The sequence below is a fragment of the Streptomyces sp. NPDC096310 genome (genome assembly GCF_044763125.1).
In the GTDB taxonomy this organism is placed as follows: domain Bacteria; phylum Actinomycetota; class Actinomycetes; order Streptomycetales; family Streptomycetaceae; genus Streptomyces.
The window spans coordinates 112,516-137,152 of record NZ_JBIWFO010000006.1 but is presented as its reverse complement, the minus strand read 5'-3'; the positions used below and the strand labels follow the sequence as shown (position 1 = coordinate 137,152).

Sequence of the window (24,637 nt, the reverse complement as noted above, 5' to 3'; positions counted from 1 at the left end):
CGAGTCGCTGATCGTGGGCGATCCGTCGGAAGAGCGGCTGAAAACAGCTGAGTCGTTGGGCGGTGGCGGTTTCGCGGCACAGGAGAGGGCGCCCGCGGCCATCGGAGCCGGCTGCGGGATCGGCGAGCGCGGCGTGATCAGACGCTTCCCAGGAAGTTCCGTACGAGGGGAGTTGCGTGGGCGGCAAGCTTGTCCTTCAGCCCCATGATGATGGTAGTTCCCCGCGAGGAGGTGACGCCGCCGAGAGTCCGTACTGCCTGGTCGGCGGTGTGCACGGCGGCGTCGATGTCGCCGAGCGCGAGATGAGCGTCGGCCTCGCGAGTGAGGCGCAGAGCGGCGGTGCGGGGATGCGGCTGTTCGCGTGTACCCGTCCGGTGGGCAGTGGCGATGGCGGCGTGGTGGGTGAGTGCACGGCGGGGGTCTTGGAGATCGAGGGCATTCGTGGCGGCCCAACCGTGGAGTTCGTCGCGGTCGATCCAGTAGACGCATCCTGGTTCGTCGCCCGGTGAGCCGGCTCGGTCGTAGGCGTCGAACGCGGCGCGCTCGGCGCGCTGGCTGGCCAGTGTGTTTCCCGCGCGTGCGTGAGCGCGGGAGGCGCGTGCGTGGAGCATGGCGCTCATCCTTGCGGAGCCGGTCCTCGACGAGTCACTCCGAAGTCCCGTCTGCGGGGAGGTGCCATGCACGCACATCCGCGGCGTTGTCGTCGGTCATCCCCAAGGTCTCGGCTTCGCTCGACCAGGGGAGACCCCATCCGCTCCCGCGTCGCTTCCCTCCTCCGCCTTGCGGCTGCGCTCGGCATCCGAAGGACCGTTCAATGCGCCGAGACGGAGCGAGCGCAGCGAGTGCGGTGCACCTGACACCTCCCCGCCCGCCCCAAGGGGCGGACGACGCTACTTCGGAATGACTCGTCCAGAACTGGAATCGGAGGAGGAGCGGCCGGGGGAACCAGCCATGTGGCAGCGCCTGTACCGGCTGTGGATCGGCCACGAGGCAGACCTGCGGCAGCACCTCGGCGACGACCAGACTCAGAGCATGCTCGCCGAGGCCCGCACGAGATCACGCACCCTCGCAGACCGGCGCTCCGTCGCCGTTACGCTGAGGCGGCCCGGCGGCGAGAAAGCGCCCTCTCCCGCTGCGGCCTGACGAATCCGTCCAGGGGCGCGACACGAAGGGCAGGTAGACCGGCTGATGCCTCGTATTGCCGTATTCGGTGCTGGATCCTGGGGCACGGCGTTCGCCATGGTCCTGGCCGACGCGGGCTGTGAGGTGGCGCTGTGGGGGCGCCGCCCCGAACTGGTCGACACCATCAACGCCACGTCCGTGAACCCGGACTACCTCCCGGACGTGACCCTCCCGAGCGGTATCACGGCGACGGCAGACGCTTCGGAGGCCGCCAAGGGAGCCGCCGTCGCGGTCCTCACCGTCACCGCCCAGAGCCTGCGGGCCAATCTCACCGCATGGGCTCCGCTCATCGCGGGCGACACCGTCCTCGTCTCCCTGATGAAGGGCGTCGAGCTGGGCACGGCCAAGCTGATGAGCGAGGTGATCGCGGACGTGACGGGCGCCGGGCCGGAACGGATCGCGGTCATCTCCGGCCCGAACCTGGCGGGCGAGATCGTCCGCAGGCAGCCCGCCGCGAGCGTCGTCGCATGTGGGGACATGGCCGTCGCCCAGCGGCTCCAAGCAGCCTGCCACACACCCTACTTCCGCCCCTACACCAGCACCGACGTCATCGGCTGCGAACTCGGCGGCGCGGTGAAGAACGTGATCGCCCTGGCCGTGGGCATCGCCGACGGCGTAGGACTCGGGGACAACACCAAGGCCGCGCTGATCACCCGGGGGTTGGCCGAGACCACCCGCCTCGCCCACGCGATGGGCGCCAATCCGCAGACCCTGGCCGGGCTCGCCGGCATGGGCGACCTCGTCGCCACCTGCTCCTCGCCACTGTCCCGCAACCACACCTTCGGCGCCAACCTCGGCCGTGGTCTGACGGTGTCCGAGACGGCCGCAGTCACTCAGCAGACAGCCGAAGGTGTCTCCTCCTGCGAGTCCGTCCTCGATCTGGCACGGCGCCACGGCGTCGACATGCCGATCACCGAGACGGTCGTCAGCATCGTCCACGGAGGAAAATCACCGCAGGACGCCATCAAGGAACTCATGTCACGCTCGGCAAAACCTGAGCTTCGCTGAACAGATACCTTGGGCCATCTCTTCGTGCGGCTGTGAGCTGGGGTTACGTGGTTGCTCGGTAGTAGTTGGCTTCGTATTCGACGGGTGGGATGTGCCCCGATGGAGGCCGCGATCCGGGCCGCGTCCAGGTGTTCGGCCAGGCGTAACGACGTGAATTGAGAATCCGCACAGGAGTGATGAATCAGCTGGCCCGGCGCCGGTGGGCGGCCCTCGCGATCGCACTGCCACAGGCCCATGTCCAAGGCGTCCAGGACGAGTTCCGTCTCTTTCGACAGCGAGGCCGACCAGCCGACGATGCGGCGGGAGCATGTGTCCACGCCGAAGGCGACATAGACGCCGCGGGCCCAGGCGGCCACGTGTGTGAAGTCGGCGACCCAGGTCCGGTCCGGGGCCGGGGCGACGAAGTCACGGTCGACGCGGTCCGGGGCCCGGGCGGCGGCCGGGTCCGGGAGGGTGGTGATGACCTTCTTGCCGCCGGGCGATCTTGCAGCTGTGCCGGGTCGGTACGCGGCAGATCGGCTCGACTCCGCAGAAGCGGTCCCGGTGCTCGTCGGTACTTGCCGGGGGCACGTCGGCGTCGTATGTGGCGCTCTCAGACGCGACGTTCGCCACTGTCCGTGGCGACGACCGTCAGGAAGGCGTCCCACGGCGCGGGGGCGAAGTTGAGGGAGGGCCGGGCGGGGTCCTTGCTGTCTCGTACGGCACGGCCGCCGGTGGCGGTGGGGGCCACTTCGACGCAGTTGCTGTCGTGACCCGAGTAGGACGACTTCCGGAATGGGCCTGCAACCTCAAGGTTCACGATGCTTCTTCCTTGCTGCTCCGCAGTACGCGCCGGATGAGCCGGGCACTTGCATCCGGTGACAGTGCTTCTGATCGTAGACGTTCGAACACACTGGCGTAAGCGGTCAGGTCGTCCGTTGCTTCGAGGATCGACGCGCCCCGAAGGTTTTCGATGGCGACGGCTTCAACGGTGGGTTGGCTGTCGAAGGAGAACGAAGAGAACGGGTAGGCGATGCCTGCCTTCACTCCTGCCGACACGGGGAGGATCTGAAGGGTGACGTTCCCCCGTTTTCCCGCCTTGAGGAGATGCTCCAACTGCTGTCGGTGGACATCGTCAGGGACCAGCGAGAGGGTCACGACGGGCTCCCAGACAATGACCGCGTAGCTGGTGCCGCCCTCCTCGATCTTCGCCTGTCGCGCCTCTCGGACCTTGACGAACTGAGCCACCACATCGGGTGGGACCGAGTGGGGAGCGAGTGTGGAGATCTGCTCGGTGTACGCCGCTGTTTGCAGGAGCCCGGGAACCAGCACCGTCTGCCACTCGCGGATGAACGTGGCGTCATCCTCCAGAGAGATGTGGTTGCGATAACTCTCCGACAGCTCCGGAAAGTTGAGCCACCAGCCGCGATGGCCGGAATTCTTGGCCAGCCACACCAGGTGGCCGCGCTCCGTTTCGTCCGTAATGCCGTATCGGTCCAGCAACAGCAAGACTTCCGCAGGCCTGGCCGTGGTGATTCCGTCCTCCATGCGGCTGATCTTGGATCTGGAACCGTGGATGAACTCCGCAGCCTGTGACTGATCGAACCCCGCGCCGACCCTGTGGCGCTGCATTTTGCGGCCGAACCGCCTACTGCGCACGGTCGGCTTACCACCTGCGGGCATTTCGTCGCCTCTCTCTTCACTCGCGCCCAAGTCTGCCCCTTTGAAGGCCCCATGGGGTCGGGTCACACGATAGAAGTAACCGTGCACGTGTGCAGAAGTTTGAGCTTGTGGAAGTTGCTTGTCTCGCTCTAGCCTCGTGGCACGCGCCGTGAGCACTCTGCTACCTGGCGTGAAATGACCGTGCGTCAGCTTGGGGGTACGTCATGCCCGCAGCCCTTACGGCGGAGCCACTCCGCGACACCTTCCGCGTTCCGAAACGCCGCAGACAAGTGCCGGCCGTACGCGCCCGGGTCCGGGCGGCCCTGGAGAAATGGGGGTTCGACCATCTCGCCCCGGACGTCGAGTCGGCCGTGTGTGAACTCGTCACCAACGCGATCGTCCACTGCCGTGTGGCGCTCGCCGAGATCGAGGTGAGCGTTCATGTCGACGGTGACGCGGTGGTCTTGGAGGTCTCCGACCCCGACCGGGACCGACTCCCGGTCCTGAACACGGACTGGTCCGAAGAGGCCGAGGGAGGACGCGGTCTGCTTCTCGTCGCGGCACTGGCCGCCGACTGGGGCTGCCGGAAAGGGGCGTTCACCAAATGCGTATGGGCCAGGTTCCGCCTGACGGCGGGGCTGCCGCGATGAAGCGCTTCGTGCGCGGCCTCCTCGGGCGACGCACCGCGCCCGCCCCGGCGCCTACGCGTATCTCCGTCCCCGCCCCGGTGTCCGTGCCGACGCCGGAGATGTGGGACGCCCTGCTCACCCTCGCCCGCCTTCACCGCCGTCGGCGGGCGCGGGGACGGGTGGAGGGGCGGCGGGCATGGACGGTGTGACGAGGGAGGGGATGACGTTCGGGACGGTCGTGTACGACCGCGCCCACGAGATGCCCGGCCACGTCACGGGCTTCGTCGGGGACCTCGTGCATCTGGCCCGCCCCACGGGACTGACCTGGGCCGCCCGTCGCGCCTCCGTACGGTCCGCCACCTCGTGGGAACGGCGCCAACTCACCGCCCTTGCCAAGCTCCACGCGATAAGGCGCCTCCCCGCACCCGTACTGCGGCACGGCACTCCGAGACCCACCCTCTGCGAAGACTGCGACGGCCACCGCCTGCTCCGCTCCCTGCGCCAGGGCCGATCCGTGATCATCCCGTGCCGCCACTGCCGGGCCACCGGCTGGATACCGGCGGGGTGAAGCGTCGTCGCTGCGGCGGTGTCAGAGATCCTGCTGCTTGACGCCGGGCGGGAGGAGGCAGGGGGTGCTCACGATCAGCACGATGCGTTTGTCGTCGAGGTCTCCAGCCGAGACGAATTGGTGATCCTTCGGGTGTTTGGCATCCACCAGATTGGCGGGGTCCTTGCTGGGATCCGACCGGTAGCCCTGGATCTCGAAGCCTTTCTCCTTGAGCGTGTCTCTGACCGCGCGGATGGCCTCGGCCTGCCGCTCCCTGGGCAGTTTGGCCCGCACGCTGTAGCGGAGCGTGAATCTTCCGTCGTCGGCAGACTCACCGTTCTTGCCGATGCAGTTGGTGAAGTTCGCTGCGGGCAGTTCGGGATCGGTCTCGGGCTCGATCTCGGCCTGGGCGGTCCTCGCCATGGATTCGGTCCAGTGCCTGGCCCACTCTTCGGCCTTTTCCTTGCTCATGCGGGGGAGAGGATCGTTGATTCCGCTGTCGGACATGCAGCCTCCAAGGACCAGGGTCAGGACCAGGGCTGTGGTGCCCCGGCGCAACACGGTTGAGGAAAAAGGGCGCTTGAGGGCCATCAGCCCGGTCCTCCGTCTTTCGGTGTCTTGCCGGCGATGATGCGTCCCTGGTTCTCCAGGCTCTGACTGCCGTCGTCCCAGTAGCCGCTGTGCCCACCGGTGTCCACGTACATCCGCTGGGCACCGAAGTCGGACTGTTTGGGGTCGGCGCCCAGCGCGAAGTCAGGCGTCAAATTGGAGACCATGTCGTCGGGAGCAGCCCCTACCCACAGATGCTCGGGGTCGATGTGGAGCTGATCCGCCCGGTCGACCGTCAGTCCCGGACTTCCCACGACCACCATGTCGTCCGCGTCCAGCCCCCGGCCCCCGGCATCCGCGGCTCCTGCGGTCGTGGAGCCGTAACTGTGTGCGAGGACCGTCAGATGAGAACGTTCACCCTCGTGAGCAGCCCGGAGGCCGTGTGTGAAGTCGCGAAGACCTTCGGCGCCGTCTTCTGCCCGGCCCTTGGTGGCGATACCCAGATTGAGTTCAGGATCGGAGGGATCGAAGTTGGCTTCCGGGGCGTTGTAGTCCAGCCAGGAAATGACGGACACATCCTTCCTCCCGCCCCCGGCCCAGGTGGCGCCCGCGCTCTGCAATTTCTCGGCCCGGTCGATCTGGCTGCCCACGTTGTCCAATTGATTGCTCGTGCCCGGTACCTGCACCGCCGTGTGCCTGGCCGTGTCCGGGTTGCCGACGGCGACGATGGCCCGGCCGTCCTTCTCGGTGCTGAAGCCGAGCAGATAGAGCTGTTTATGGGCGGGGGCGGTGTCCGTCTTGTCCAGACGGTCCTTGAGCGCGCTCAGCGAGCGATAGCTGCTCCGGTCGTGGTAGCCCAGCTCCCCCTCCCGCAGCGCGTAGTCGTTGAGCTTCATGTCCAGCACGGTCCGGTTGGCGTGGTCCCGGGTGGTCGCGGGCAGGCCGTCCACTGTGCCGAGCTGGTCCGGGAACGCGGCCAGGTAGAGGCGCTGGTCGTCCTCGCCGAGGCCGGCCCACCACTTCGCCGCCTGTTTCGGGTCCTTGCCGTCCGGGATGTCCTTCTGGTCGATCCCGGCGAACTCGGCGACCCGGGCGGCGTCCTCCTGGGCGTTCGCGCCGCCGTACCGCTTGTCCAGGTCGAACGGGTCGATCTGGTGCAGGAGTTCGGCCGCCTGGTAGCTGGCGGTCTCGGCGTCGGTGACGGCCTCGTCGATACGGGCGCGGAAGCCGCCGAGCCCGGTGTTGGCCTGCTGCTGGAGGCCCGCGTAGTCGGGGTCGTTGCGGTACGTGGGGTCGAGGGCCTGTTTCGGTTCCACCCAGCCGTCGTCCCGGACCGTGTGCCCCGCCGCCTCGGCATCGGCCACCGCGTTGCGCAGCCTGCGCTGGGCCGCCTCCATCTTGGTCTGGAGGGTGTCCAGGACGGTGGTGATCAACTGGGCGTCGAGCTGTGCCGTGCCCAGCTTGCTCTCGGTGGCCTCCATCGCGTCAAAGCCGTAGGTGGCGCTGATGCCTGTCCATTGCGCCTTGTGGAGCGGACCGGTCACCCGCTTGCCGCTGTCGGTCCGGGTCTTTCCCAGTGCCTCGGCGAGCTTCTTCCAGGAGGAGACCGCTGCATCCAGATCCGAGAAATCCTGAGTGAACAACCGCGTGAAGTTCTCCGGCATCGCGCCTGCCTCACCAGCCCCTGAAAGAGCTGAGAACTTCCTGCTCCATGATGTCGCGGCCGCTCGCGAGCAGCCGCAGTCCCTGCCCGTGCTGGGTGAGGTTGTCGCGCAGCGCGCCGAGTGCGCTGCCCCAGCCTTCGGCGGTCTCCGCCATCCGCGGGCCGGCGGTCCAGTGGCGTAAGGAATCCGAAGCGGTGGTCAAGTCGTCCACCGCCTTCTTCAGGAGCGGCTGGAGATCCGTCACCAGGGTGTCCGCCGCCCCGGCCGAGGCTCTCAGGTCTCCTGCGGAAATATTGAGGTCGTACGTCATGCGTTCCTCCCCCTCGATGCCGTGCACGGCGACCGTGCGGCGGGCACGATCATATTCGGGAGGGCGTTCCCTCAAGCAAAGAGAGGCCGGAAGGCGGCGGCGGGGGCCGTGAACCACCGCAGGCGGCCGTACCGCGCGGGGCGACTACGCTGGGACGTCGGTCGGCCCACCGGTCGAGTTTCCCCCGTACAGGAGCGTTGATGGCCGTCAATCTGGTCAATGTCGAGGCAGTCACCAAGGTGTACGGCACCCGTGCGCTGCTCGACGGTGTCTCTCTCGGCGTCTCCGAGGGGGACCGGATCGGCGTCGTCGGGCGTAACGGCGACGGCAAGACCACCCTCATCCGGATGCTCGCCAAGCTGGAGGAGGCCGACACGGGGCGCGTCACCCACAGTGGCGGGCTGCGGCTCGGGGTGTTGACGCAGCACGACTCGCTCGACCCGGCCGCCACCGTCCGGCACGAGGTCATCGGCGACCTCGCCGACCACGAGTGGGCCGGAAACGCCAAGATCCGCGATGTGCTCACCGGGCTCTTCGGGGGGCTCGACCTGCCCGGGTTCCCGCAGGGGCTCGACACCGTCATCGCCCCGCTCTCCGGCGGCGAGCGGCGGCGGATCGCGCTCGCCAAGCTGCTGATCGGCGAGCCCGAGCTGATCGTGCTCGACGAGCCCACCAACCACCTCGACGTCGAGGGCATCGCCTGGCTCGCCGAGCATCTGCGCGCCCGCCGCTCCGCGCTCGTCTGCGTCACCCACGACCGGTGGTTCCTCGACCAGGTCTGCACCCGGATGTGGGACGTCCAGGGCGGGACGGTGCACGAGTACGAGGGCGGCTACTCCGACTACGTCTTCGCCCGCGCCGAACGCGAGCGCATCGCGGCGACCGAGGAGGTCAAGCGGAAGAACCTGGTCCGCAAGGAGCTGGCCTGGCTGCGCCGGGGCGCCCCCGCCCGTACGTCCAAGCCGCGCTTCCGCGTCGAGGCGGCCAACGAGCTGATCGCCGACGTGCCGCCGCCGCGCGACACCTCCGAGCTGATGAAGTTCGCCAACGCCCGGCTCGGCCGGACGGTCTTCGACCTGGAGGACGTCACCGTCCAGGCCGGTCCCAAGGTGCTGCTCACCCATCTCACCTGGCAGCTCGGCCCCGGTGACCGGATCGGCCTGGTCGGTGTGAACGGCGCGGGCAAGACCTCCCTGCTGCGCGCCCTCGCCGAGGCCGCGCGCAGCCAGGGCGATGTCCAGCCCGAGGCCGGGAAGATCATTGTCGGCCGGACGGTGAAGCTGGCGTACCTCTCCCAGGAGGTCACGGAGCTGAAGCCGACGCTGCGGGTGCTCGAAGCGGTCCAGCAGGTACGGGACCGGGTCGACCTCGGCAAGGGCCGGGAGATGACCGCCGGGCAGCTCTGCGAGCAGTTCGGCTTCACGAAGGAGAAGCAGTGGACTCCGGTCGGCGACCTCTCCGGCGGTGAGCGGCGCAGGCTCCAGTTGCTGCGGCTGCTGATGGACGAGCCGAACGTCCTCTTCCTCGACGAGCCCACCAACGACCTCGACATCGAGACGCTCAACCAGTTGGAGGACCTGCTCGACGGCTGGCCCGGCTCCATGGTCGTCATCTCCCACGACCGGTTCTTCATCGAGCGGACCACCGACAAGGTGATGGCGCTCCTCGGGGACCGCGCCCTGCGGATGCTGCCGCGCGGGATCGACGAGTACCTGGAGCGCCGCCGCAGGCTCGTCGAGTCCGCCGTCCCGGCGCCCGCCGCGTCCGCCTCGCCGGCCGCCGCCGTGGACGGGGGAACGGTCTCCGCCAAGGACAACCGCGCCGCGAAGAAGGAACTGCAGAAGATCGAGCGGCAGGTCGCCAAGATGGACGGGCAGGAGAAGACCCTCCATCAGCAGATCGCCGATAACGCCACGGACTTCGCGAAGGTGGCGAAACTGGACGCGCAGCTCCGTGAACTCAAGGCTGAGCGCGACGAGTTGGAAATGCGCTGGCTGGAGCTGGCGGAGGACGCGTAGGGGAATGCGTAGAGACGGTGTGCAGAGCGCATAACGAGCGCGTCACGGGCCGGTCCTCCCTTGGGTACAGGGGCTGGACCGGCCCGTACCGTACAGCAGTCCGAGTGATACAAAGAAGCCCCGCTCGACTGATGTGACGATGCGGAATCCACGCCCGAATCGCTCCATTCCGGCCGACCGCTCCGTCCGGCCGCCGGGATCGCGGGGGAGTCCGACCGGGCCGTGCTCCGCAGCAACAGGGGGAAAGCGCTGATGACCCAGCCACCCAACCAGCAGCCGCCGCAGGGGGGCTTCGGAGCTCCACAGGATTCCTCACCTCAGGGTCCGCCGCAGAACGCCCCGTACGGGGGCGCGCAGCCGCCGACCCAGCCGCCGATGCCGCCCCAGGCGCCCGCCCAGCCGCCGACGCCGCCAGGCCGGCCGCCCGCTCCGCAGCCCGGCTACGGCTACCCCCAGGCGCCCGGTCAGGCGCCGGGTCCGTACGGACAGCAGTCGGGCCCGTACCAGCAGCCGGGCCCGTACGGTCAGGCGCCCGGCCCGTACCAGCAGCCCGGCCCCTACGGTCAGCAGCCGGGCCCGTACAACTCCCAGCCCGGCTACGGCTATCCCGGCCACCCCGGCCCGCCCACCGCGCCCCTCGGCAGCGGCCCCGGCGGTTCCGGGGGAGCCAAGAACTTCAGCTGGGGCAGGCCCGGAGTCATCGTCGCGGCGGCGGTCGCCGCGCTGCTGGTCATCGGTGGCGGTGTGTGGTTCGCCGGCAGCGGTGACGACGACGGCCAGGACAAGCAGCCGGTCGCGGGCAAGAGCGAGGGCGCCGACCCGACCACGTCGTCCGACGGCGGCGGCGAGGTCGACCAGGGCGACGGCAGCGGCAGCGGCCGGGAGGCGAACGACGACCTCAACGCCGGACGCAAGGACGGCGAATCCAAGATCGCCTGGCTCCAGACCAACGATGTGGACCTGCCGCGCAACGGCGCCGACGTGTACGGCCCGTGGCTCGTCGGCGACACCGTCGTCAAGGCCATGTACAAGTCGGTCGTCGGCTACGCCGCGAGCGACGGCAAGAAGAAGTGGACGGTCCCGACGGCCGCGCCGGTGTGCGCCGCGCCCCACTCGGCGACCGACGACGGCAAGATCGTCATCGCGTTCAAGGACGACAACTCCGAGGACGCGAAGTGCACACAGCTCCAGATGATCGACCTGAACACCGGCAAGGCCGGCTGGAAGAAGGCCGTCACCAAGCACGGGAACTGGGACTTCGTCAGTGAACTGACGCTGGCCATCAGCGGGGACACCGTCGCCGTCGGCCGCTCCAGCAACTCCGACGGCTACCGCGTCAGCGACGGCAAAGAGCTCTTCGGCAAGCAGGACGGCGACTGTCAGCCCGAGTCGTTCGCCGGCGGCGCCAAGCTGATAGCCGGCATGGACTGCGGTCTGGACGACAAGCGGGTCTCGGAGCTGGACGCGACCACCGGCAAGGCCAAGTGGTCGTACCAGCTCAAGAAGGGCTGGGACCTCCAGAAGGTCTACTCCGTCAACCCGCTGGTCATCTCGGTGGAGAACAGCGACGAGGACACCTGGAGCATCCTCGGGCTCAACGCGAACGGCACCCTGCGCTCGCAGCTCGAAGGCGGCAAGGACAAGTTCCAGCCGAACTGCGGCGGTGGCTTCATCGTCTTCGGCCAGAACCTGGAAGGCTGCGTCGGCGTCGCCGCCGACGCGAACAACTTCTACATCGCGACCGCGCCCGCGTCGAGCACCTCACGCACCAACGAGGTCGTCGCCTTCAGCCTGGCCACCGGGAAGTCCACCTGGCGCTCGAAGGCGCCGGAGGGCCGCACGATGACGCCGCTGGGCATGGAGGGCGGCAAGGTCCTCGTCTACATGGACGCCTCGTACGACAAGGGCGGCACGGTCGCGACGATCGCACCGACGGGCGGCGCCCCGAAGGTCATCCAGCAGCACCCGGCGTCGACGTCCCAGATCGAGAGCTCCTTCTACTCGGCGAAGTACCTCTACGCGGGCGGCCGGTTCTACCTGGCCAGCGGCCGGGTCAGCGCGAGCAACGACAAAGAGGAACTACAGGTGAAGACCATGATGGTCTTCGCCGACTGACCGTCCCTCGCTCCCGTCCCCCTCTGTCTCCCTCTCCGTTCTTCTCCGGATCTCCCGAGGTACGTACGCCATGACGCAGCCCCCTCCGCCACCGCCCAACCAGCCGCCTCCACCGGCGGGCCCGCCCCCGCAGGAGCCCCCGGCCGGCGGGTTCGGCGCCCCGCAGGACCCGCCGCCCGGCGGTTTCGGCGCGCCGACGCCGCCCCCGCAGAACCCGGGGTACGGGTACCCGCAGGGGTACGGCTACCCGGGACCGCCCGGTCAGCCCGGCCCGTCCGGTCAGCCTGGGCAGCAGCCCGGCCACCCCGGATACGGGTACCCCACGCAGCCCCAGGGCCCGTACGCGCAACAGCCCCCGTACGGCGCCCCGGCCGGCCCCGGTGGTCCCGGCGCCCCGGCCGGTCCCGGCGGCGGCAGGAAGCCGAACCGCCAGACGCAGATCATCGCCGCCGCGGCCGTCGCCGTCGTGCTGATCATCGGCAGCGGCATCTGGTACGCGTCCTCCTCCGGCGGCGGCGAGACGAACGCCTCCTCGGCCGGCGCGTCCGGCGGCTCCGCCGACGGAGGCACGGGCGGCTCGGGCGGCACCAAGAACCTCGGGGGCGGCACCGAGAAGGCGCCGTCCAACACCAAGTCGAAGCTCGGCTACCAGCTCCCGGTGCCCGAGGTCGTCGGCATCACCGACGTCAGCGGCTCCTGGCTCACCAGCACCGCCTATGTGAAGACGGGCGTCAACGAGATCGTCGCGTACGACCGGGACAAGAACAGCCGGCTCTGGACGATCCCGCTGCCCGGCCAGGTCTGCGCGGCGACGAAGCATGTCACCAAGGACAACCGGACCGCGATCGCCTTCGAGCCCGCCAAGCGCGCCAACGACAAGGACTACCAGCAGTGCACCGAGGTCGGCGTGATCGACCTCGCGGCCGGCAAACTGCTCTGGAGCAAGTCCGTCACGGGCTCCAACTCCGGTGACAGCAAGTCGAGTTTCAACGAGGTCACGCTCAGCGGCTCGACGGTCGCGGCGGGCGGTACGGACGGCGGCGCGGCCTTCGACGTCGCCGACGGCTCCGTCCGCTGGAAGCCGGAGGCCAGCGCCGAGGGCTGTTACGACATGGGGTACGGCGGCGGTGAGGGGCTGGTCGCGGCCCGCAAGTGCGGCTCGTACGACGACCCGCAGGTCTCGATCCAGAACCTGAACCCGCTCACGGGCGCCGTGGTCTCGACGTTCAAGATGCCGGTCGGCGTCAAGTACGCGGGCATCATCTCCACCAAGCCGCTCGTCGTCGCGGCCGACGTGGGCGAGACCGCGGCCGGCGCCAGCAGCATTTCGGACTTCTTCTCGATCGACGAGAAGACCGGCAAGCTGCGCGCCAAGTTCCCGGCGGGGAACATGTCGGCGGAGTGCGGAGCCACCGAGGTCGAGAAGTGCCAGCGCCTGGTGGTCGGCAACGACCGGCTCTATCTGCCGACCGAGGAGCACGACGCGGACGGCGAGGACTACGGCGAGACGAACGAGATCATCTCGTACGACCTGGCCACCGGGAAGACCACCTCGGACCGGGCCGACGCGGGCGGTACGTACACGATCTCCCCGCTGCGCATGGACGGCGGCAACATCATCGCCTACAAGCGGCCCCCCTATGGTGAGGGCGGCCAGATCGTCTCCGTCGACGGCGGAACGTTCAAGCAGACGGTGCTGATGCAGAACCCGTCCGACGACTCGCTCGACAACCTGGAGTCCAACTTCAGCGAGGACTACTCGGAGCTGCTGTACAGCGACGGCCGGCTGTTCATCTCCGACGTCATGCTGAGCGAGCCGTCCGCGTCGAGCAGCCGGAAGAAGTTCCTCGCGGTGATGTTCACGACGCGCTGACGCCGGACGCCGCCGGGCGTCACGGTCCTGGCGGCCCTGCCCGCCCGTACGACGGACAGAGCGGCCCCGCCGGGTGACGGCAGGGCCGCTCACGCGTGATCAGGGAGTGATCCCTTCGCGTCCCCGGAGCGGCCGAATGTGAGGTCAACTTGCCCTGAACCAGACGAATTTCGCTGATCCGGGGGGCTTCTGCCCGGTAAGGCGCGCGCGATGTCGAACAAGCGTGTAGCTTGCCGGGTCAGAGGTCGGGGGGTCAGGGACCAGCGGGGGATGGGGGGTTGCTCGATGGGCGTGCGGCTCATGGTGGTCGACGATCACAGGTTGCTGGCCGAGGCGCTCGCCTCCGCGCTGAAGCTGCGGGGGCACCGGGTGCTCGCTGCGGCCGCGCCGACGGCGGGCGTCGCGGAGCTGGTGGTGAGCAGGGCGCCGGAGGTGTGCCTGCTGGGTACGGCGGCACCGGCGGAGCCGGGCGCGTTCGACCCGATCGTACGGATCAAACGGGACCGCCCGCAGGTGGCGGTGGTGGTGCTGGGCCCGGTGCCCAGCCCGCGCGGTATCGCGGCGGCGTTCGCGGCGGGCGCGTCCGGCTACGTACGGCACGACGAGCGCATCGAGGGCGTCGAGCGGGCCATGGTCAAGGCGCGGGCGGGCGAGGCGGCGGTCGCGCCACAGCTCCTCCAGGGCGCGTTCACGGAACTGCTCAACCCGGCGGCGCAGCCGGACGACGAGGGCCAGCGACTGCTGCGGATGCTCACGCCGCGCGAGATCGAGGTGCTGGTCAGGGTCGCTGAGGGCGAGGACACGCGGCTGATCGCGGCGGGCATGGGCATAGCGCCGAGCACGGCCAGGACCCATGTGCAACGGGTCCTGATGAAACTGGGCGTCGGCTCCCGCCTGGAGGCCGCGGCCCTGGCGGCCCGCACGGGCCTCCTGGACCGCGCCGCGGTCCTGACGGCGCGCGCGCATCCGGCGACGGACCCGGATCCGATCGATTGAGAGCCGGGGCCCTCGTGTTCCGAGGGGGTTATTTGTTGAGGTCCGAGACGGTGACGTCGTGGCCCTCGTAGTTCTCGGGCGCGACCGTCGCGATGGTCGCGCCGCTCGGACGGTCGAGTGTCGGTGCAGCGGTCACCACGGCGTGCGCGATCCCGAGAGATACTCCCGCACGGGCCAGTTCAGCGACCCGTAAGCTCGAAGGGAAATCCAGGTCGACGGTGTGTAACACGTCCAGCGAACCGGCGTGGATTCCGACTCCTTCCCGTTTGCGATCGGCTTCGACGATGCACAGCGTGGGGACGAGGAGGCGCAGGTGGGGGTCCTCCTGGCCGATGACGATCAGGCTGGATGCCGCGTGGTTTCCGCCGCCCAGCGCGATCAGTGTCGGATCGTCCAGGATGAAGTGCTGGAGCATCAGGCGGCTCGCTGCTCGGTCGTGGGGGCGGTTTCCTGGCCGGAGTTCGACTCGCGGACCCGGCGTCGGGCAGCTTCGAGGTCGGCTTCGGTGACGTGGACACCGAAGTGCTCGGCGATGTAGCGCTTCGTTGCTGCCACCTTCTCCTCACGCTCCTCGGGCGTGAGCGTGGACTCCGCGAATTCCTGGAGCAGGGCCCTGATGGAGATGGAGCGGGCCTCGGCCAGTACGGCGAGGCGGTTGCGGACGCTGTCGGGGACACGGATCATCACGTCTTTTGAGTCGTTCACGCAACCAGGATACGTCGCGTATACGCGTCCGGGTGCCCGTTCTTCGCCCTTGATCGGAAGTCCTCCCTCTTGACCTCGACTGTCGATTTGTGATTTCTTGTGTTTGCTTTTGTTTGATTGGAGCGCGAGGGAGTTCCGTAGTGAAGAAGACGTCGACCCGACTCGCCGACGGGCGCGAGATCGTCTACTACGACTCCCGGGACGACGCCGTCCGCGACACCCCCGACCGCCGGCCGCTCGGCCCCGTCGCCACCACCTCCGAGGTGCGACACGACCCGCTCCTCGGCGACTCCGTCGCCATCGCCTCGCACCGGCAGGGGCGTACGTACCACCCGCCCGCCGACGAGTGCCCCCTCTGCCCGTCCCGGGACGGGCGGCTCAGTGAGATCCCCGAGCCGGAGTACGACGTCGCCGTCTTCGAGAACCGGTTCCCCTCCCTCGCCGGGGACTCCGGGCGGTGCGAGGTCGTCTGCTTCACCTCCGACCACGACGCCTCCTTCGCCGACCTCACCGACGAACAGGCCGCCCTCGTCCTCGACGCCTGGACCGACCGCACCGCGGAGCTGGCCGAACTCCCGCAGGTCGAGCAGGTCTTCGCGTTCGAGAACCGCGGCGCCGAGATCGGCGTGACGCTCGCCCATCCGCACGGGCAGATCTACGCGTACCCCTTCGTCACCCCGCGCTCCGCGCTCATGCTCCGCTCCGTGGCCGCGCACCGCGAGGCGACCGGCCGTAACCTCTTCGACGACCTCGTGGCGAAGGAGGCCGCGGACGGGTCCCGGATCGTGCTCGACGGCGAGCACTGGGTCGCGTTCGTGCCGTACGCGGCGCACTGGCCGTACGAGGTCCACCTGTACCCCAAGCGGCGCGTCCCCGACCTGCGCGGGCTCGACGACGCGGCGCGCACAGAGTTTCCACAGATGTATCTGGAACTCTTGAGGCGCTTCGACCGGATCTTCGGTGAAGGTGAACCGCCCACGCCGTACATCGCCGCCTGGCACCAGGCCCCCTTCCGGGCCGCCGGACGGGACGACTTCGCGCTCCACCTTGAGCTTTTCACCATCCGCCGCACTTCCGGCAAGCTGAAATTCCTCGCGGGTTCCGAATCCGGCATGAGTGTGTTCATCAACGATGTGCCGCCGGAGGCCGCGGCCGAGCGACTGCGAGAGGTAGCGAGCGAGTGAGCGCCAAGAAGTACCTGGTCACGGGCGGTGCGGGATATGTCGGCAGCGTGGTCGCGGCCCATCTGCTGGAGGCGGGGCACGCGGTGACCGTGCTCGACGACCTCTCCACCGGCTTCCGCGCCGGGGTCCCCGAGGGCGCCGAGTTCATCGAGGGCCGCATCCAGGACGCCGCGCAGTGGCTCGATCCCTCGTACGACGCCGTGCTGCACTTCGCGGCCTCCTCCCAGGTCGGCGAGTCCGTCGCCAAGCCCGAGAAGTACTGGGAGAACAACGTCGGCGGCTCCATGGCGCTGCTCGCCGCGATGCGCTCCGCCGGCGTACGGACGCTGGTCTTCTCGTCCACCGCCGCGACCTACGGCGAGCCCGTCTCCACGCCCATCACGGAGACCGACCCGACCTCCCCGACCAGCCCGTACGGCGCCACGAAGCTCGCCGTCGACCACATGATCGGCGCCGAGTGCGTCGCGCACGGCCTCGCGGCCGTCTCGCTGCGCTACTTCAACGTCGCGGGCGCGTACGCCGCGCGCTCCGGCGCGACCGCCGGCGAGCGCCACGACCCCGAGTCGCATCTCATCCCGCTCGTCCTCCAGGTCGCCCTCGGCACCCGCCCGTCCATCTCCGTCTACGGCGACGACTACCCGACACCGGACGGCACCTGCGTACGCGACTACATCCACGTCGCGGACCTCGCCGAGGCCCACCTGCGCGCACTGGACGCGGCCACCGGCGGCGAGCACCTGATCTGCAACCTCGGCAACGGCAACGGCTTCTCGGTCCGCGAGGTCATCGAGACCGTACGCAAGGTCACCGGCCACCCCATCCCCGAGGTCATGGCCGCGCGCCGGGACGGCGACCCCGCCGTCCTCGTCGCCTCGGCCGACACCGCCCACCGCCGCCTGGGCTGGAGCCCGAGCCGCGCCGACCTGACGGGCATCGTCGCGGACGCCTGGGCGTTCGCACGCGACAAGAACCAAGGCACGACCAGCGAAGGAGAACCAGGGTGAGCGAGAGCGGCACCAACGCCGGTGGCCGGACGGACGAGGCCGGTGGTGACAGCGACACGGCCACGGCCGTGGCCGAGCAGTTCCGGCGGCTGTACGGCACCGCCCCCGAGGGCGTCTGGGCGGCCCCGGGACGCGTCAACCTGATCGGTGAACACACCGACTACAACGACGGCTTCGTCATGCCGCTGGCCCTGCCGCACCGGGCCGTCGCCGCCGTGTCCCGCCGTACGGACCATGTCCTGCGCGTGCACTCCGCCGACATCCCCGGCTCCATCGTCCAGCTCGACGCCGCCGCGCTCGTCCCGCTCTCCGACACCGGCTGGGCCGCGTACCCGGCGGGCGTGGTCTGGGCGCTGCGTGCGGCGGGCCACCCCGTCGCCGGGGCCGACATCCACCTCGCGTCGACCGTGCCGACCGGCGCCGGGCTCTCCTCCTCCGCCGCGCTGGAGGTCGTCACCGCGCTCGCCCTGAACGACCTGTACGAACTCGGCCTGAACGCGACCGAGCTGGCCGTCCTCGCACAGCGCGCCGAGAACGACTTCGTCGGCGTGCCGTGCGGCGTCATGGACCAGATGGCCTCGGCGTGCTGCGCCGAGGGCCACGCCCTCCACCTGGACACCCGCGACCTCGCCCAGCGCCAGGTCCCCTTCGACCTCGCCGCGCAGGGGCTGCGGCTGCTCGTCGTGGACACCCGTGTCCAGCACGAGCTGGGCGACGGCGCGTACGCCGAGCGGCGCGCCGGGTGCGAGGCGGGCGCGCGGGCGCTCGGGGTGCCCGCGCTCCGGGACATCCCGTACGGGGAACTGCCCGCCGCCCTCGACCGGCTGACGGCGGCGGGCGAGAGCGAGACCGTACGCGCCTACACCCGCCATGTCGTGACCGAGAACCACCGGGTCGAGCGGGTCATCGACCTGCTCGACGCGGGCGACGTCCGCGCGGTCGGCCCGCTCCTCACCGAGGGGCACGCCTCGCTCCGCGACGACCTGCGGGTCTCCTGCGCGGAACTGGACCTGGTGGTCACCTCGGCGACGGCGGCCGGCGCGCTCGGCGCCCGGATGACGGGCGGCGGCTTCGGCGGCTCGGCGATCGTCCTGGTCGAGGAGGACACGTCCGACGCGACGGCCAAGTCGGTCACGGAGGCGTTCGCGGCGGCGGGGTACGCGGCGCCGCGTATCTTCCCGGCGATCCCGTCGCGGGGCGCGCACCGCGTCTGACCACCGGATCGATCATTCACCGAACAACAGGCGTCGATATTTGTCGACTTCTGTCTCGATACGAAACATCAGTCTCACCATAAACAACCAGGCCAACGAGTTCTGCGAAATTCCTTCCCCTCCCGGCCGACGCCCGTACGCTGATGCACATGCACCGGTGGGGGCCGGTGCTGATCAGGGGTGGAGACAAGCGGGTACGACGCCCGGGGCGGGGTATCGGTCAACACGCGGCGGCGGCCGCGCCATTGACATATCACCGCACCACGGGCGCCGTGCCCGCACCGTCCGCTCCCCACCTTGAGGGGGTGTCCATGGTACGTATCCGGGTTCTGGTGGTGGACGACCATCGCATTTTCGCGGAGTCGCTGGCAGCGGCGCTCGCGGCCGAGCCGGACGTCGACGTCGCGGCAGCCGGCAGCGGTCCCGCCGCGCTGCGCTGCCTCGACCGCGCGGCGGCGGAAGGGCGCAGATTCGATGTGATGCTGGTCGACGCCGACCTCGGCGCGATCGCCGCGGGCGCCGTCCACGGCACGCCCACCGGGCATCCGGCCGGGCTCACGAACGGGCACGCGAACGGCGGCCCCGTCCCGCTGCCGGCCGTGCCCGCAGGACCCGCGCTGCCCGCACCGGTCGCGCGCGCCGTACCGGACCACGGCGAGAGCGCGCCCGTCGACGGCATCTCGCTGGTCGCCGGGGTCCGCTCCGGCCAGCCGTCCGTCCGTACGGTCGTCCTCGCCGAGAAGGACGACCCGCGCCGCGCCGCACTCGCGCTCCAGGCCGGCGCGTCCGGCTGGGTCGCGAAGGACTGCTCGCTCCAGCGGCTGCTCACCGTCGTACGGGGCGTCCTGCGCGACGAGACCCATCTGCCGCCCGCGCTGCTCACCGGCGTCCTGCGGGAGCTGACGGCCGCGCGCAAGCACCGTACGGAGAGCGAACGGCTGGTCGAGTCGCTGACCCCCCGCGAACGCGAGGTGCTGCGCTGCATGGTCGCCGGCCTGGGCCGCAAGGCCGTGGCCGAACGCCTCTTCCTCTCCCCGCACACCGTGCGTACGCACATGCAGAACGTGCTGGGCAAACTCGGCGTCCACTCCACGCTGGCCGCGGTCGCGCTGGCCCGCAGGGCGGGCGTCGGACCGGTCGACCTGGTGCCGCGCCAGATCACCTCGGCGGGCTGACACGCTCCGGGTCCTGGGCACCGCACATGGCGCGCGGGCCCCGGTCCGCGAAGGCGATGAGCCATTCGAAGCTCTCGTCGATGTCGGCGCTCCACTGGAACCCGTGGGCCGCCTGCAACGTGGCGAAGCCGTGGCAGAGACCGCGGAGCATGCGCAGGGCGTGGTCCACGTCCCGCTCCCCGGCCTCGTAGCCGCGCAGGACCGCAGTGAACGCGCCCAGCAGCCGCTGAGCCGCGGCGGCCATCGGATCGTCGGGCCCGGCCGGCTCCACGCCGATCGTCGCGGCGTACCGGCCGGGGTGCGCCAGGACGAAGCCCCGGAAGGCGCGCGCCGCGGCCGCCAGGGCGTCACGGCCCGCGTACCCCTGGACCGCGCCCCCGACGGCGTCGGCGGCCTGCTTCAACGCCAGGGCCGCGATAACGCCGGTTGAGCTCTTCCTGGCCGCCCACGTGCTTGTACAGGGACGGGCGCGCACGCCCACCCGCTCCGCCAGCAGGCCCATCGTCAGACGGGCGAGGCCCACCTCGTCGGCGAGGGCGGCACCGGCCGCGACCACGGCCGCCGGATCCAGACCGGCCCTGGGCACGGGCGGCCTCCGACCGGAGGAAGGCGAGCACGAGCGGGACCACCCGGTCGGGGAAGTGGTCGTGCGGGTAGTGCCCGGCGCCCTCGATCATCTCCAGGCGACCGAGACCGCACGGCAGGGCCTTGACGATCGCCGAACCCTCGGCGTGAAGGTCGGCCCAGTCGGGGTCGAGCGTGCCCATCACCACCAGCACCGGGCAGCGGACATCGCCGAGCCGCGCGCCGGCGTCGGCCGGGGCGCGGCGGCCCATGCCCCGCAGGGCCGCCATCGGGCCCGGCTCACGCAGCAGGGAGTCGACACGCCCCAGTCGCTCGGCCCGGTCGGCCGGCTTCACGCCGGGGTAGGCCACACCGAGATACGAGAGCGCCAGAGCCGCACGCTGCCGAACACGCCCGCGCCGAGCAGCCGCGCCATGTCCTGCCGGAAGCGCTTCACCCGCAGGTCGCCGAGGCGGACCGACTGCTCGCGGGTGAACGGCGCCAACTCGACCACCGCGGTGACCAGCGAGGGCTCCCGCGCGGCGGCGATGGTGGCGGCGCCGCCGGAGATCGAGTGGCCCACGAGCACGGCCGGGCCGCCCAGGTGGCGGATCACGGTGAGCAGGTCGCGGGCGATGGCGGTACGGCTCCAGGCCGGCCAGCCGACACTGGACTCGGGGCTTTGCGCGGGCGGTGGGTCCGAGGGCTCCGGAGGTCTAGCCGGGAACGTTGTCGAACGGCGCTGTCAACTGCCGTAGCAGCCCCGCCAGTTCGCCTCGCTGCGCACCGGACAGCTCGGCGAGGATCGCGCGCTCCTGGGCGAGCAGCCCGGCGAGCGACTGATCCGCGCGGTCCCGCCCCTCGGGTGTGAGCCGGACCAGCACGCCACGCCGGTCGCTGGGGTCGGGCAACCGCTCGACCAGGCCCTTCTGGGCCAGCCGGTCGATCCGGTTGGTCATGGTGCCCGAGGTGACCAGCGTCTGCGTCAGAAGCTGGCCGGGGGAGAGCTGGTACGGGTCGCCGGCGCGGCGCAGCGAGGTCAGTACGTCGAACTCCCACGGCTCCAGGCCGTGCTCGGAGAACGCGATCCGGCGCGCGCGGTCGAGGTGCCGGGCCAGCCTGCTCACGCGGCTGAGCACCTCCAGCGGCTCCACGTCGAGGTCGGGACGCTCTCGACGCCATGCCGCCACCAGTCGGTCGACCTCATCCTCCATGGCGATCAGTGTAGAGGGTCCCTCGACATGAAGTCTCTTGACGTCAAGAGACTTTGGGGTGCAGGCTGGAAAGGAACCCGCCGGGCCCTGCCCGCCCGCTCCGTACCAGCGAGGGAACACCACCATGCCGTCGTCGTCCCCGTCCGCCGCGCCGACCTGGGACCCGTCCCAGTACCTCAGGCACGCGGGCCACCGCACCCGCCCCTTCCTGGACCTGCTGGCCCGTATCCCCGACCTGCCCGGTGGCCCCGGCAAGGTCCCCAGGATCGCCGACCTCGGCTGCGGCGCGGGCAATGTCACCGCGCTCCTCGCCGGCCGCTGGCCCACCGCCCGGATCACCGGCTTCGACAACTCGCCCGAGATGCTGGCCCGCGCGACCGCCGAGTACGCGGGCCCCACGCCCGGCGGCGGCACCCTGGACTTCCGGCCCGGCGACGCGACGCGCTGGACGCCGGACGAACCGTACGACCTGATCGTCTCCAATGCCGCCCTCCAGTGGGTCCCGGACCACACCGACTCCTTCGCCGCCTGGACCGGCGCCCTCACCCCCGGCGGCACCTTCGCCTTCCAGGTCCCCGGCAACTTCACGGCCCCCAGCCACACCCTCCTCGCCGAGCTGTGCGCCGCCCCGCGCTGGCGGGACCGCCTGAACGTGCGCGCCATCGGCGTCCTCGACCCCGAGGAGTACCTGACGCGCCTCATGGACCTCGGCTGCGAGACGGACGTCTGGGAGACGACGTACCTCCAGCTCCTCCCCGGCGAGGACCCGGTCCTCGACTGGGTCAAGGGCACCGCCCTGCGCCCGGTCCTCACGGCCCTGGCCGACGACCCGGCGGCGGCCGAGGAGTTCACCACCGCCTACCGGGACCTCCTGCGCACCGCCTACCCGCCGGGCCCCCACGGCACGGTCTTCCCGTTCCGCCGCCTCTTCGCGGTCGCCCGCAAGGGGGAGTGAACGGGATGCTGACAGCCCTGGACCACGTCCAACTCGCGGCCCCGCCGGGGTCGGAGGAGGCGTTACGCACGTACTGCACCGGCGCCCTGGGGCTGACCGAGATCCCCAAACCACCGGCCCTGGCGGCGAGAGGCGGCTGCTGGTTCCGCAACAACTCCGGCTCGGTCCAGCTCCATCTGGGCATCGAACCCGGCTTCCACCCCTCGAAAAAGGCCCACCCGGCCCTGCGCGTCACCGCCATCGAGGCATACGCCCGCCGCCTGGAGCTACGGGGAGCCCCGGTGACATGGGACGCCGACCTCCCCGGCCACCGCCGCTTCTTCTCCCTGGACCCCGTGGGCAACCGCCTGGAGTTCCTGGAGCCGACGGCGCCGACACCCAAGGGTTTCGCCATCGGCGAGGCGATCACCCGGGCGTCACGCGCGTCGCGTTCGCCGTGCTCAGCGCCCGGAGTCCAGGAAGCGCCGGAGCGAATCCGCCATACCGGTGACGAAGGCGTCGCGGACCCGGTCGCTGACGAGGCCGAGGGACAGGTACGGGTTCAGGTCCTCCAGCTCGACCAGGAGAAGACCGCCGTCCCGGGTGCGGCAGGCGTCCACCCGCTGGATGCCGTGGTCGAGCGTGTTCCAGACGATGAAGCTCCGGGCGAAGACCAGATCGGCCTCCGTGGGCGTGTAGGGCTCAAGGGCCCAGCGCCGGTCGGGGTCGGGGGCGTGCAACGCGTACTGGAAGGCGTCGTCGATGAAGTAGAAGGAGACCTCGTAACGGAAGTCGACGCGCGGCTGGACCAGAATGTCGCCGTAGGCGAGACCGTCCAGTTCGTCCCGGGACACGAAACGGAGCCCTATCGAGTCGGCTCCCGCCTTCGGCTTGACCGCGTACTGCTCGGCGATGGGCAGCAGGCCCAGGTCGGGGCGCCGGTCGACGGTGGGGATGACCGGGTGACCGGCGGCCGTCAGGTCCAGCAGATACTGCTTGCCCGCCATGTCGGCCCGTCCGTTCAGCGGGTTGTAGATCCGGGCGCCCCGTGCCAGGGCGTGTGCCCGGAAAGCGTCGTACTCGCTCCGGTAACGCAGCACCGGTCCGGTGTTGCGGACGACTGCCGCGTCGAAGCGGTCCAGCAGAGCCGCCGCGTCCAGCGGATGGCACACGGCGATGTCGAAGTCCGCGCGGAGCCGCGACGTCAGGAAGACGTCCTCGTCGCAGTAGCGGGACCGCCCCGCGGCCTGGTAGCCGAGATCGGTCACGTAGAGAAGGCTGGGGCGGGCGGACACGGGCCTCTCCTCTGTCGGCGAGCGCCCATCCTGTCAGATGAACTGCCCGCGCCCCCGGGCGCGGACGATGCCGAGGAGGGGCCCTCAAGCGGTACGCGAGTCGTCGCGCGGGCTGGACCAGGGATCAGAGGGCGTCCAGGGCCTCGCCCGTGATGTCGATGTCGACGGTGAACGGGACGCCGGTCTTGAGACGGTCGTGGTGGATCCCCGTGAGTGCGTACGACTTCGTCACCGGGTCCAGCTCGTAGACCCGTACGACCGGGTGCTCGTCCGTGCCGGCCATCTCCACCAGCCAGAAGTGCGGGATTCCCGCTGCCGCGTACTTCTGCGGTTTGCTCTCGTGGTCACGGGCCTCGGAGTCGGGCGAAACCACCTCGACGGCCAGCAGGACATCGGCCGCCTGGAAACGGGTCACGCTCCGGCTCGTGACCGCCTCGGCACGAACGACGGACACGTCGGGTTCCGGACCGTTGCGGCGGTCCAGTACCACCGTCATCTCCCGGCGTACCTTCACCTCCGCCGGCGCGGTGCGGCGCAGTCCGGTCACCAACATGTCGATCACAATGCTGTGGAAATCGCGCTGCGGACTCACGAAGACAAGGCTCCCGTCGATCAACTCGGTGTGAGGCGGGAGTCCAGGCAAAGTGAACAGATCGTCCACGGTGTAGCCGTCCTGCGGGGGCACAGGCCACTGGTGCGCGGGCTTGACTGGCTCGGCGGTCATGATTCCTCCCATGGACGCAATGATCGGCGCTGCATCTCCACCGTAGCGGCGAAAAACCGACAGGCGTCATCACCATGAGTGACCGCACCTGT

Annotated in this window: 24 protein-coding genes and 4 pseudogenes; 14 read left to right on the top strand and 14 right to left on the bottom strand. The window is 70.1% G+C overall.

The features are described from left to right. Nucleotides 1–137 precede the first annotated feature (137 nt). Entirely contained in the window at nucleotides 138–611 is a 474-nt protein-coding gene (locus tag ACIQ7D_RS15500; RefSeq protein ID WP_403937678.1) for a hypothetical protein, read from the bottom strand. A 289-nt stretch (nucleotides 612–900) separates the two neighbouring features. On the opposite strand from ACIQ7D_RS15500, the gene ACIQ7D_RS15495 reads away from it, so the two are divergent. Together ACIQ7D_RS15495 and ACIQ7D_RS15490 are read left to right on the top strand one after the other, a co-directional pair. Continuing rightward, nucleotides 901–1,143 (top strand): hypothetical protein, encoded by a 243-nt coding sequence (locus ACIQ7D_RS15495; RefSeq protein ID WP_403937676.1) that lies wholly within the window; start codon nucleotides 901–903, stop codon nucleotides 1,141–1,143. Nucleotides 1,144–1,188: 45 nt separating this feature from the next. Continuing rightward, the gene (locus ACIQ7D_RS15490; RefSeq protein ID WP_403937674.1) at nucleotides 1,189–2,190 is read left to right on the top strand and encodes an NAD(P)H-dependent glycerol-3-phosphate dehydrogenase; all 1,002 of its coding nucleotides are present in this window, start codon (nucleotides 1,189–1,191) and stop codon (nucleotides 2,188–2,190) included. A 110-nt stretch (nucleotides 2,191–2,300) separates the two neighbouring features. Here ACIQ7D_RS15490 and ACIQ7D_RS15485 read toward each other — a convergent pair. The 3 genes and pseudogenes from ACIQ7D_RS15485 to ACIQ7D_RS15475 all read right to left on the bottom strand — a co-directional run. Further along, a pseudogene (locus tag ACIQ7D_RS15485) lies at nucleotides 2,301–2,837 on the bottom strand (DDE-type integrase/transposase/recombinase); the annotation flags it as partial. Next, nucleotides 2,783–2,989 (bottom strand): DUF397 domain-containing protein, encoded by a 207-nt coding sequence (locus ACIQ7D_RS15480; protein ID WP_403937671.1) that lies wholly within the window; start codon nucleotides 2,987–2,989, stop codon nucleotides 2,783–2,785. The gene ACIQ7D_RS15480 and the pseudogene ACIQ7D_RS15485, both read right to left, overlap by 55 nt. Beyond that, nucleotides 2,986–3,882: a helix-turn-helix domain-containing protein gene (locus tag ACIQ7D_RS15475; RefSeq protein ID WP_403937669.1), complete on the bottom strand. Its 897-nt coding sequence runs from the start codon at nucleotides 3,880–3,882 to the stop codon at nucleotides 2,986–2,988. Before ACIQ7D_RS15475 ends, ACIQ7D_RS15480 begins: the two co-directional genes overlap by 4 nt. 173 nt (nucleotides 3,883–4,055) lie before the next feature. Between ACIQ7D_RS15475 and ACIQ7D_RS15470 the strand changes: the two genes are divergently transcribed. Both ACIQ7D_RS15470 and ACIQ7D_RS15465 read left to right on the top strand, forming a co-directional pair. Continuing rightward, nucleotides 4,056–4,481 (top strand): ATP-binding protein, encoded by a 426-nt coding sequence (locus ACIQ7D_RS15470; RefSeq protein ID WP_403937667.1) that lies wholly within the window; start codon nucleotides 4,056–4,058, stop codon nucleotides 4,479–4,481. A 175-nt stretch (nucleotides 4,482–4,656) separates the two neighbouring features. Further along, entirely contained in the window at nucleotides 4,657–5,028 is a 372-nt protein-coding gene (locus ACIQ7D_RS15465) for a hypothetical protein (protein ID WP_403937665.1), read from the top strand. Nucleotides 5,029–5,049: 21 nt separating this feature from the next. Here the strand turns inward: ACIQ7D_RS15465 and ACIQ7D_RS15460 are convergent, their stop codons facing one another. From ACIQ7D_RS15460 to ACIQ7D_RS15450, 3 genes are read right to left on the bottom strand one after another with little or no spacing between them, the layout of a single operon-like run. Then, complete coding sequence (locus tag ACIQ7D_RS15460) at nucleotides 5,050–5,598, bottom strand: hypothetical protein (protein ID WP_403937663.1); 549 nt, start codon at nucleotides 5,596–5,598, stop codon at nucleotides 5,050–5,052. Continuing rightward, nucleotides 5,598–7,199, bottom strand: coding sequence for an alpha/beta hydrolase (locus ACIQ7D_RS15455; RefSeq protein WP_403937661.1), 1,602 nt, complete (start codon nucleotides 7,197–7,199; stop codon nucleotides 5,598–5,600). Before ACIQ7D_RS15455 ends, ACIQ7D_RS15460 begins: the two co-directional genes overlap by 1 nt. A 31-nt stretch (nucleotides 7,200–7,230) precedes the next feature. After that, nucleotides 7,231–7,530: a hypothetical protein gene (locus tag ACIQ7D_RS15450; RefSeq protein ID WP_403937659.1), complete on the bottom strand. Its 300-nt coding sequence runs from the start codon at nucleotides 7,528–7,530 to the stop codon at nucleotides 7,231–7,233. 200 nt (nucleotides 7,531–7,730) lie between these two features. Between ACIQ7D_RS15450 and ACIQ7D_RS15445 the strand changes: the two genes are divergently transcribed. The 4 genes from ACIQ7D_RS15445 (at nucleotide 7,731) to ACIQ7D_RS15430 (ending at nucleotide 14,532) form a co-directional block, all read left to right on the top strand. Further along, nucleotides 7,731–9,548, top strand: coding sequence for an ABC-F family ATP-binding cassette domain-containing protein (locus ACIQ7D_RS15445; RefSeq protein WP_403937657.1), 1,818 nt, complete (start codon nucleotides 7,731–7,733; stop codon nucleotides 9,546–9,548). Nucleotides 9,549–9,800: 252 nt separating this feature from the next. After that, nucleotides 9,801–11,663 (top strand): PQQ-binding-like beta-propeller repeat protein, encoded by a 1,863-nt coding sequence (locus ACIQ7D_RS15440; RefSeq protein ID WP_403937655.1) that lies wholly within the window; start codon nucleotides 9,801–9,803, stop codon nucleotides 11,661–11,663. Nucleotides 11,664–11,733: 70 nt separating this feature from the next. After that, a complete protein-coding gene (locus ACIQ7D_RS15435; protein WP_403937653.1) occupies nucleotides 11,734–13,536 on the top strand; it encodes a PQQ-binding-like beta-propeller repeat protein in 1,803 nt (600 codons plus the stop codon). Between the two features lie 285 nt (nucleotides 13,537–13,821). Further along, a complete protein-coding gene (locus ACIQ7D_RS15430; protein ID WP_403937651.1) occupies nucleotides 13,822–14,532 on the top strand; it encodes a LuxR C-terminal-related transcriptional regulator in 711 nt (236 codons plus the stop codon). A 28-nt stretch (nucleotides 14,533–14,560) separates the two neighbouring features. On the opposite strand, the gene ACIQ7D_RS15425 is transcribed toward ACIQ7D_RS15430, so the two are convergent. Both ACIQ7D_RS15425 and ACIQ7D_RS15420 read right to left on the bottom strand, forming a co-directional pair. Beyond that, nucleotides 14,561–14,947 carry a hypothetical protein gene (locus ACIQ7D_RS15425; protein WP_403937649.1) on the bottom strand — a complete coding sequence of 129 codons (387 nt, stop codon included), beginning with the start codon at nucleotides 14,945–14,947 and terminating at the stop codon, nucleotides 14,561–14,563. Further along, entirely contained in the window at nucleotides 14,947–15,237 is a 291-nt protein-coding gene (locus ACIQ7D_RS15420) for a hypothetical protein (protein WP_403937648.1), read from the bottom strand. The genes ACIQ7D_RS15425 and ACIQ7D_RS15420 overlap by 1 nt, the downstream gene beginning before the upstream one ends. A 140-nt stretch (nucleotides 15,238–15,377) precedes the next feature. Here ACIQ7D_RS15420 and galT point away from each other — a divergent pair, with 140 nt between their 5' ends. The 4 genes from galT (at nucleotide 15,378) to ACIQ7D_RS15400 (ending at nucleotide 19,814) form a co-directional block, all read left to right on the top strand. Next, complete coding sequence (gene galT / locus ACIQ7D_RS15415; protein ID WP_403937646.1) at nucleotides 15,378–16,421, top strand: galactose-1-phosphate uridylyltransferase; 1,044 nt, start codon at nucleotides 15,378–15,380, stop codon at nucleotides 16,419–16,421. Next, a complete protein-coding gene (galE, locus tag ACIQ7D_RS15410; RefSeq protein WP_403937644.1) occupies nucleotides 16,418–17,425 on the top strand; it encodes a UDP-glucose 4-epimerase GalE in 1,008 nt (335 codons plus the stop codon). The genes galT and galE overlap by 4 nt, the downstream gene beginning before the upstream one ends. 68 nt (nucleotides 17,426–17,493) lie before the next feature. After that, nucleotides 17,494–18,639, top strand: a complete 1,146-nt coding sequence (gene galK, locus ACIQ7D_RS15405) for a galactokinase (protein WP_403937901.1) — start codon at nucleotides 17,494–17,496, stop codon at nucleotides 18,637–18,639. Between the two features lie 311 nt (nucleotides 18,640–18,950). Beyond that, nucleotides 18,951–19,814 carry a LuxR C-terminal-related transcriptional regulator gene (locus tag ACIQ7D_RS15400; RefSeq protein ID WP_403937642.1) on the top strand — a complete coding sequence of 288 codons (864 nt, stop codon included), beginning with the start codon at nucleotides 18,951–18,953 and terminating at the stop codon, nucleotides 19,812–19,814. On the opposite strand, the pseudogene ACIQ7D_RS15395 reads toward ACIQ7D_RS15400, so the two are convergent. From ACIQ7D_RS15395 to ACIQ7D_RS15385, 3 genes and pseudogenes are all read right to left on the bottom strand, one after another. After that, nucleotides 19,798–20,370 (bottom strand): annotated as a pseudogene (locus ACIQ7D_RS15395) (TetR/AcrR family transcriptional regulator). The gene ACIQ7D_RS15400 and the pseudogene ACIQ7D_RS15395 sit on opposite strands and share 17 nt — an antisense overlap. A 25-nt stretch (nucleotides 20,371–20,395) precedes the next feature. Continuing rightward, nucleotides 20,396–21,054 (bottom strand): annotated as a pseudogene (locus ACIQ7D_RS15390) (alpha/beta fold hydrolase); the annotation flags it as partial. Nucleotides 21,055–21,094: 40 nt separating this feature from the next. Next, nucleotides 21,095–21,592, bottom strand: a complete 498-nt coding sequence (locus tag ACIQ7D_RS15385) for a MarR family transcriptional regulator (protein ID WP_329823396.1) — start codon at nucleotides 21,590–21,592, stop codon at nucleotides 21,095–21,097. 124 nt (nucleotides 21,593–21,716) lie between these two features. On the opposite strand from ACIQ7D_RS15385, the gene ACIQ7D_RS15380 reads away from it, so the two are divergent. Together ACIQ7D_RS15380 and ACIQ7D_RS15375 are read left to right on the top strand one after the other, a co-directional pair. After that, complete coding sequence (locus ACIQ7D_RS15380) at nucleotides 21,717–22,547, top strand: trans-aconitate 2-methyltransferase (RefSeq protein ID WP_403937640.1); 831 nt, start codon at nucleotides 21,717–21,719, stop codon at nucleotides 22,545–22,547. Between the two features lie 5 nt (nucleotides 22,548–22,552). Continuing rightward, nucleotides 22,553–22,918: pseudogene (locus ACIQ7D_RS15375) on the top strand (glyoxalase); the annotation flags it as partial. Between the two features lie 69 nt (nucleotides 22,919–22,987). On the opposite strand, the gene ACIQ7D_RS15370 reads toward ACIQ7D_RS15375, so the two are convergent. Both ACIQ7D_RS15370 and ACIQ7D_RS15365 read right to left on the bottom strand, forming a co-directional pair. Continuing rightward, nucleotides 22,988–23,821 (bottom strand): hypothetical protein, encoded by an 834-nt coding sequence (locus ACIQ7D_RS15370; protein ID WP_403937637.1) that lies wholly within the window; start codon nucleotides 23,819–23,821, stop codon nucleotides 22,988–22,990. 124 nt (nucleotides 23,822–23,945) lie between these two features. Beyond that, nucleotides 23,946–24,545 carry a Uma2 family endonuclease gene (locus ACIQ7D_RS15365; RefSeq protein WP_403937635.1) on the bottom strand — a complete coding sequence of 200 codons (600 nt, stop codon included), beginning with the start codon at nucleotides 24,543–24,545 and terminating at the stop codon, nucleotides 23,946–23,948. Nucleotides 24,546–24,637: the final 92 nt, after the last annotated feature.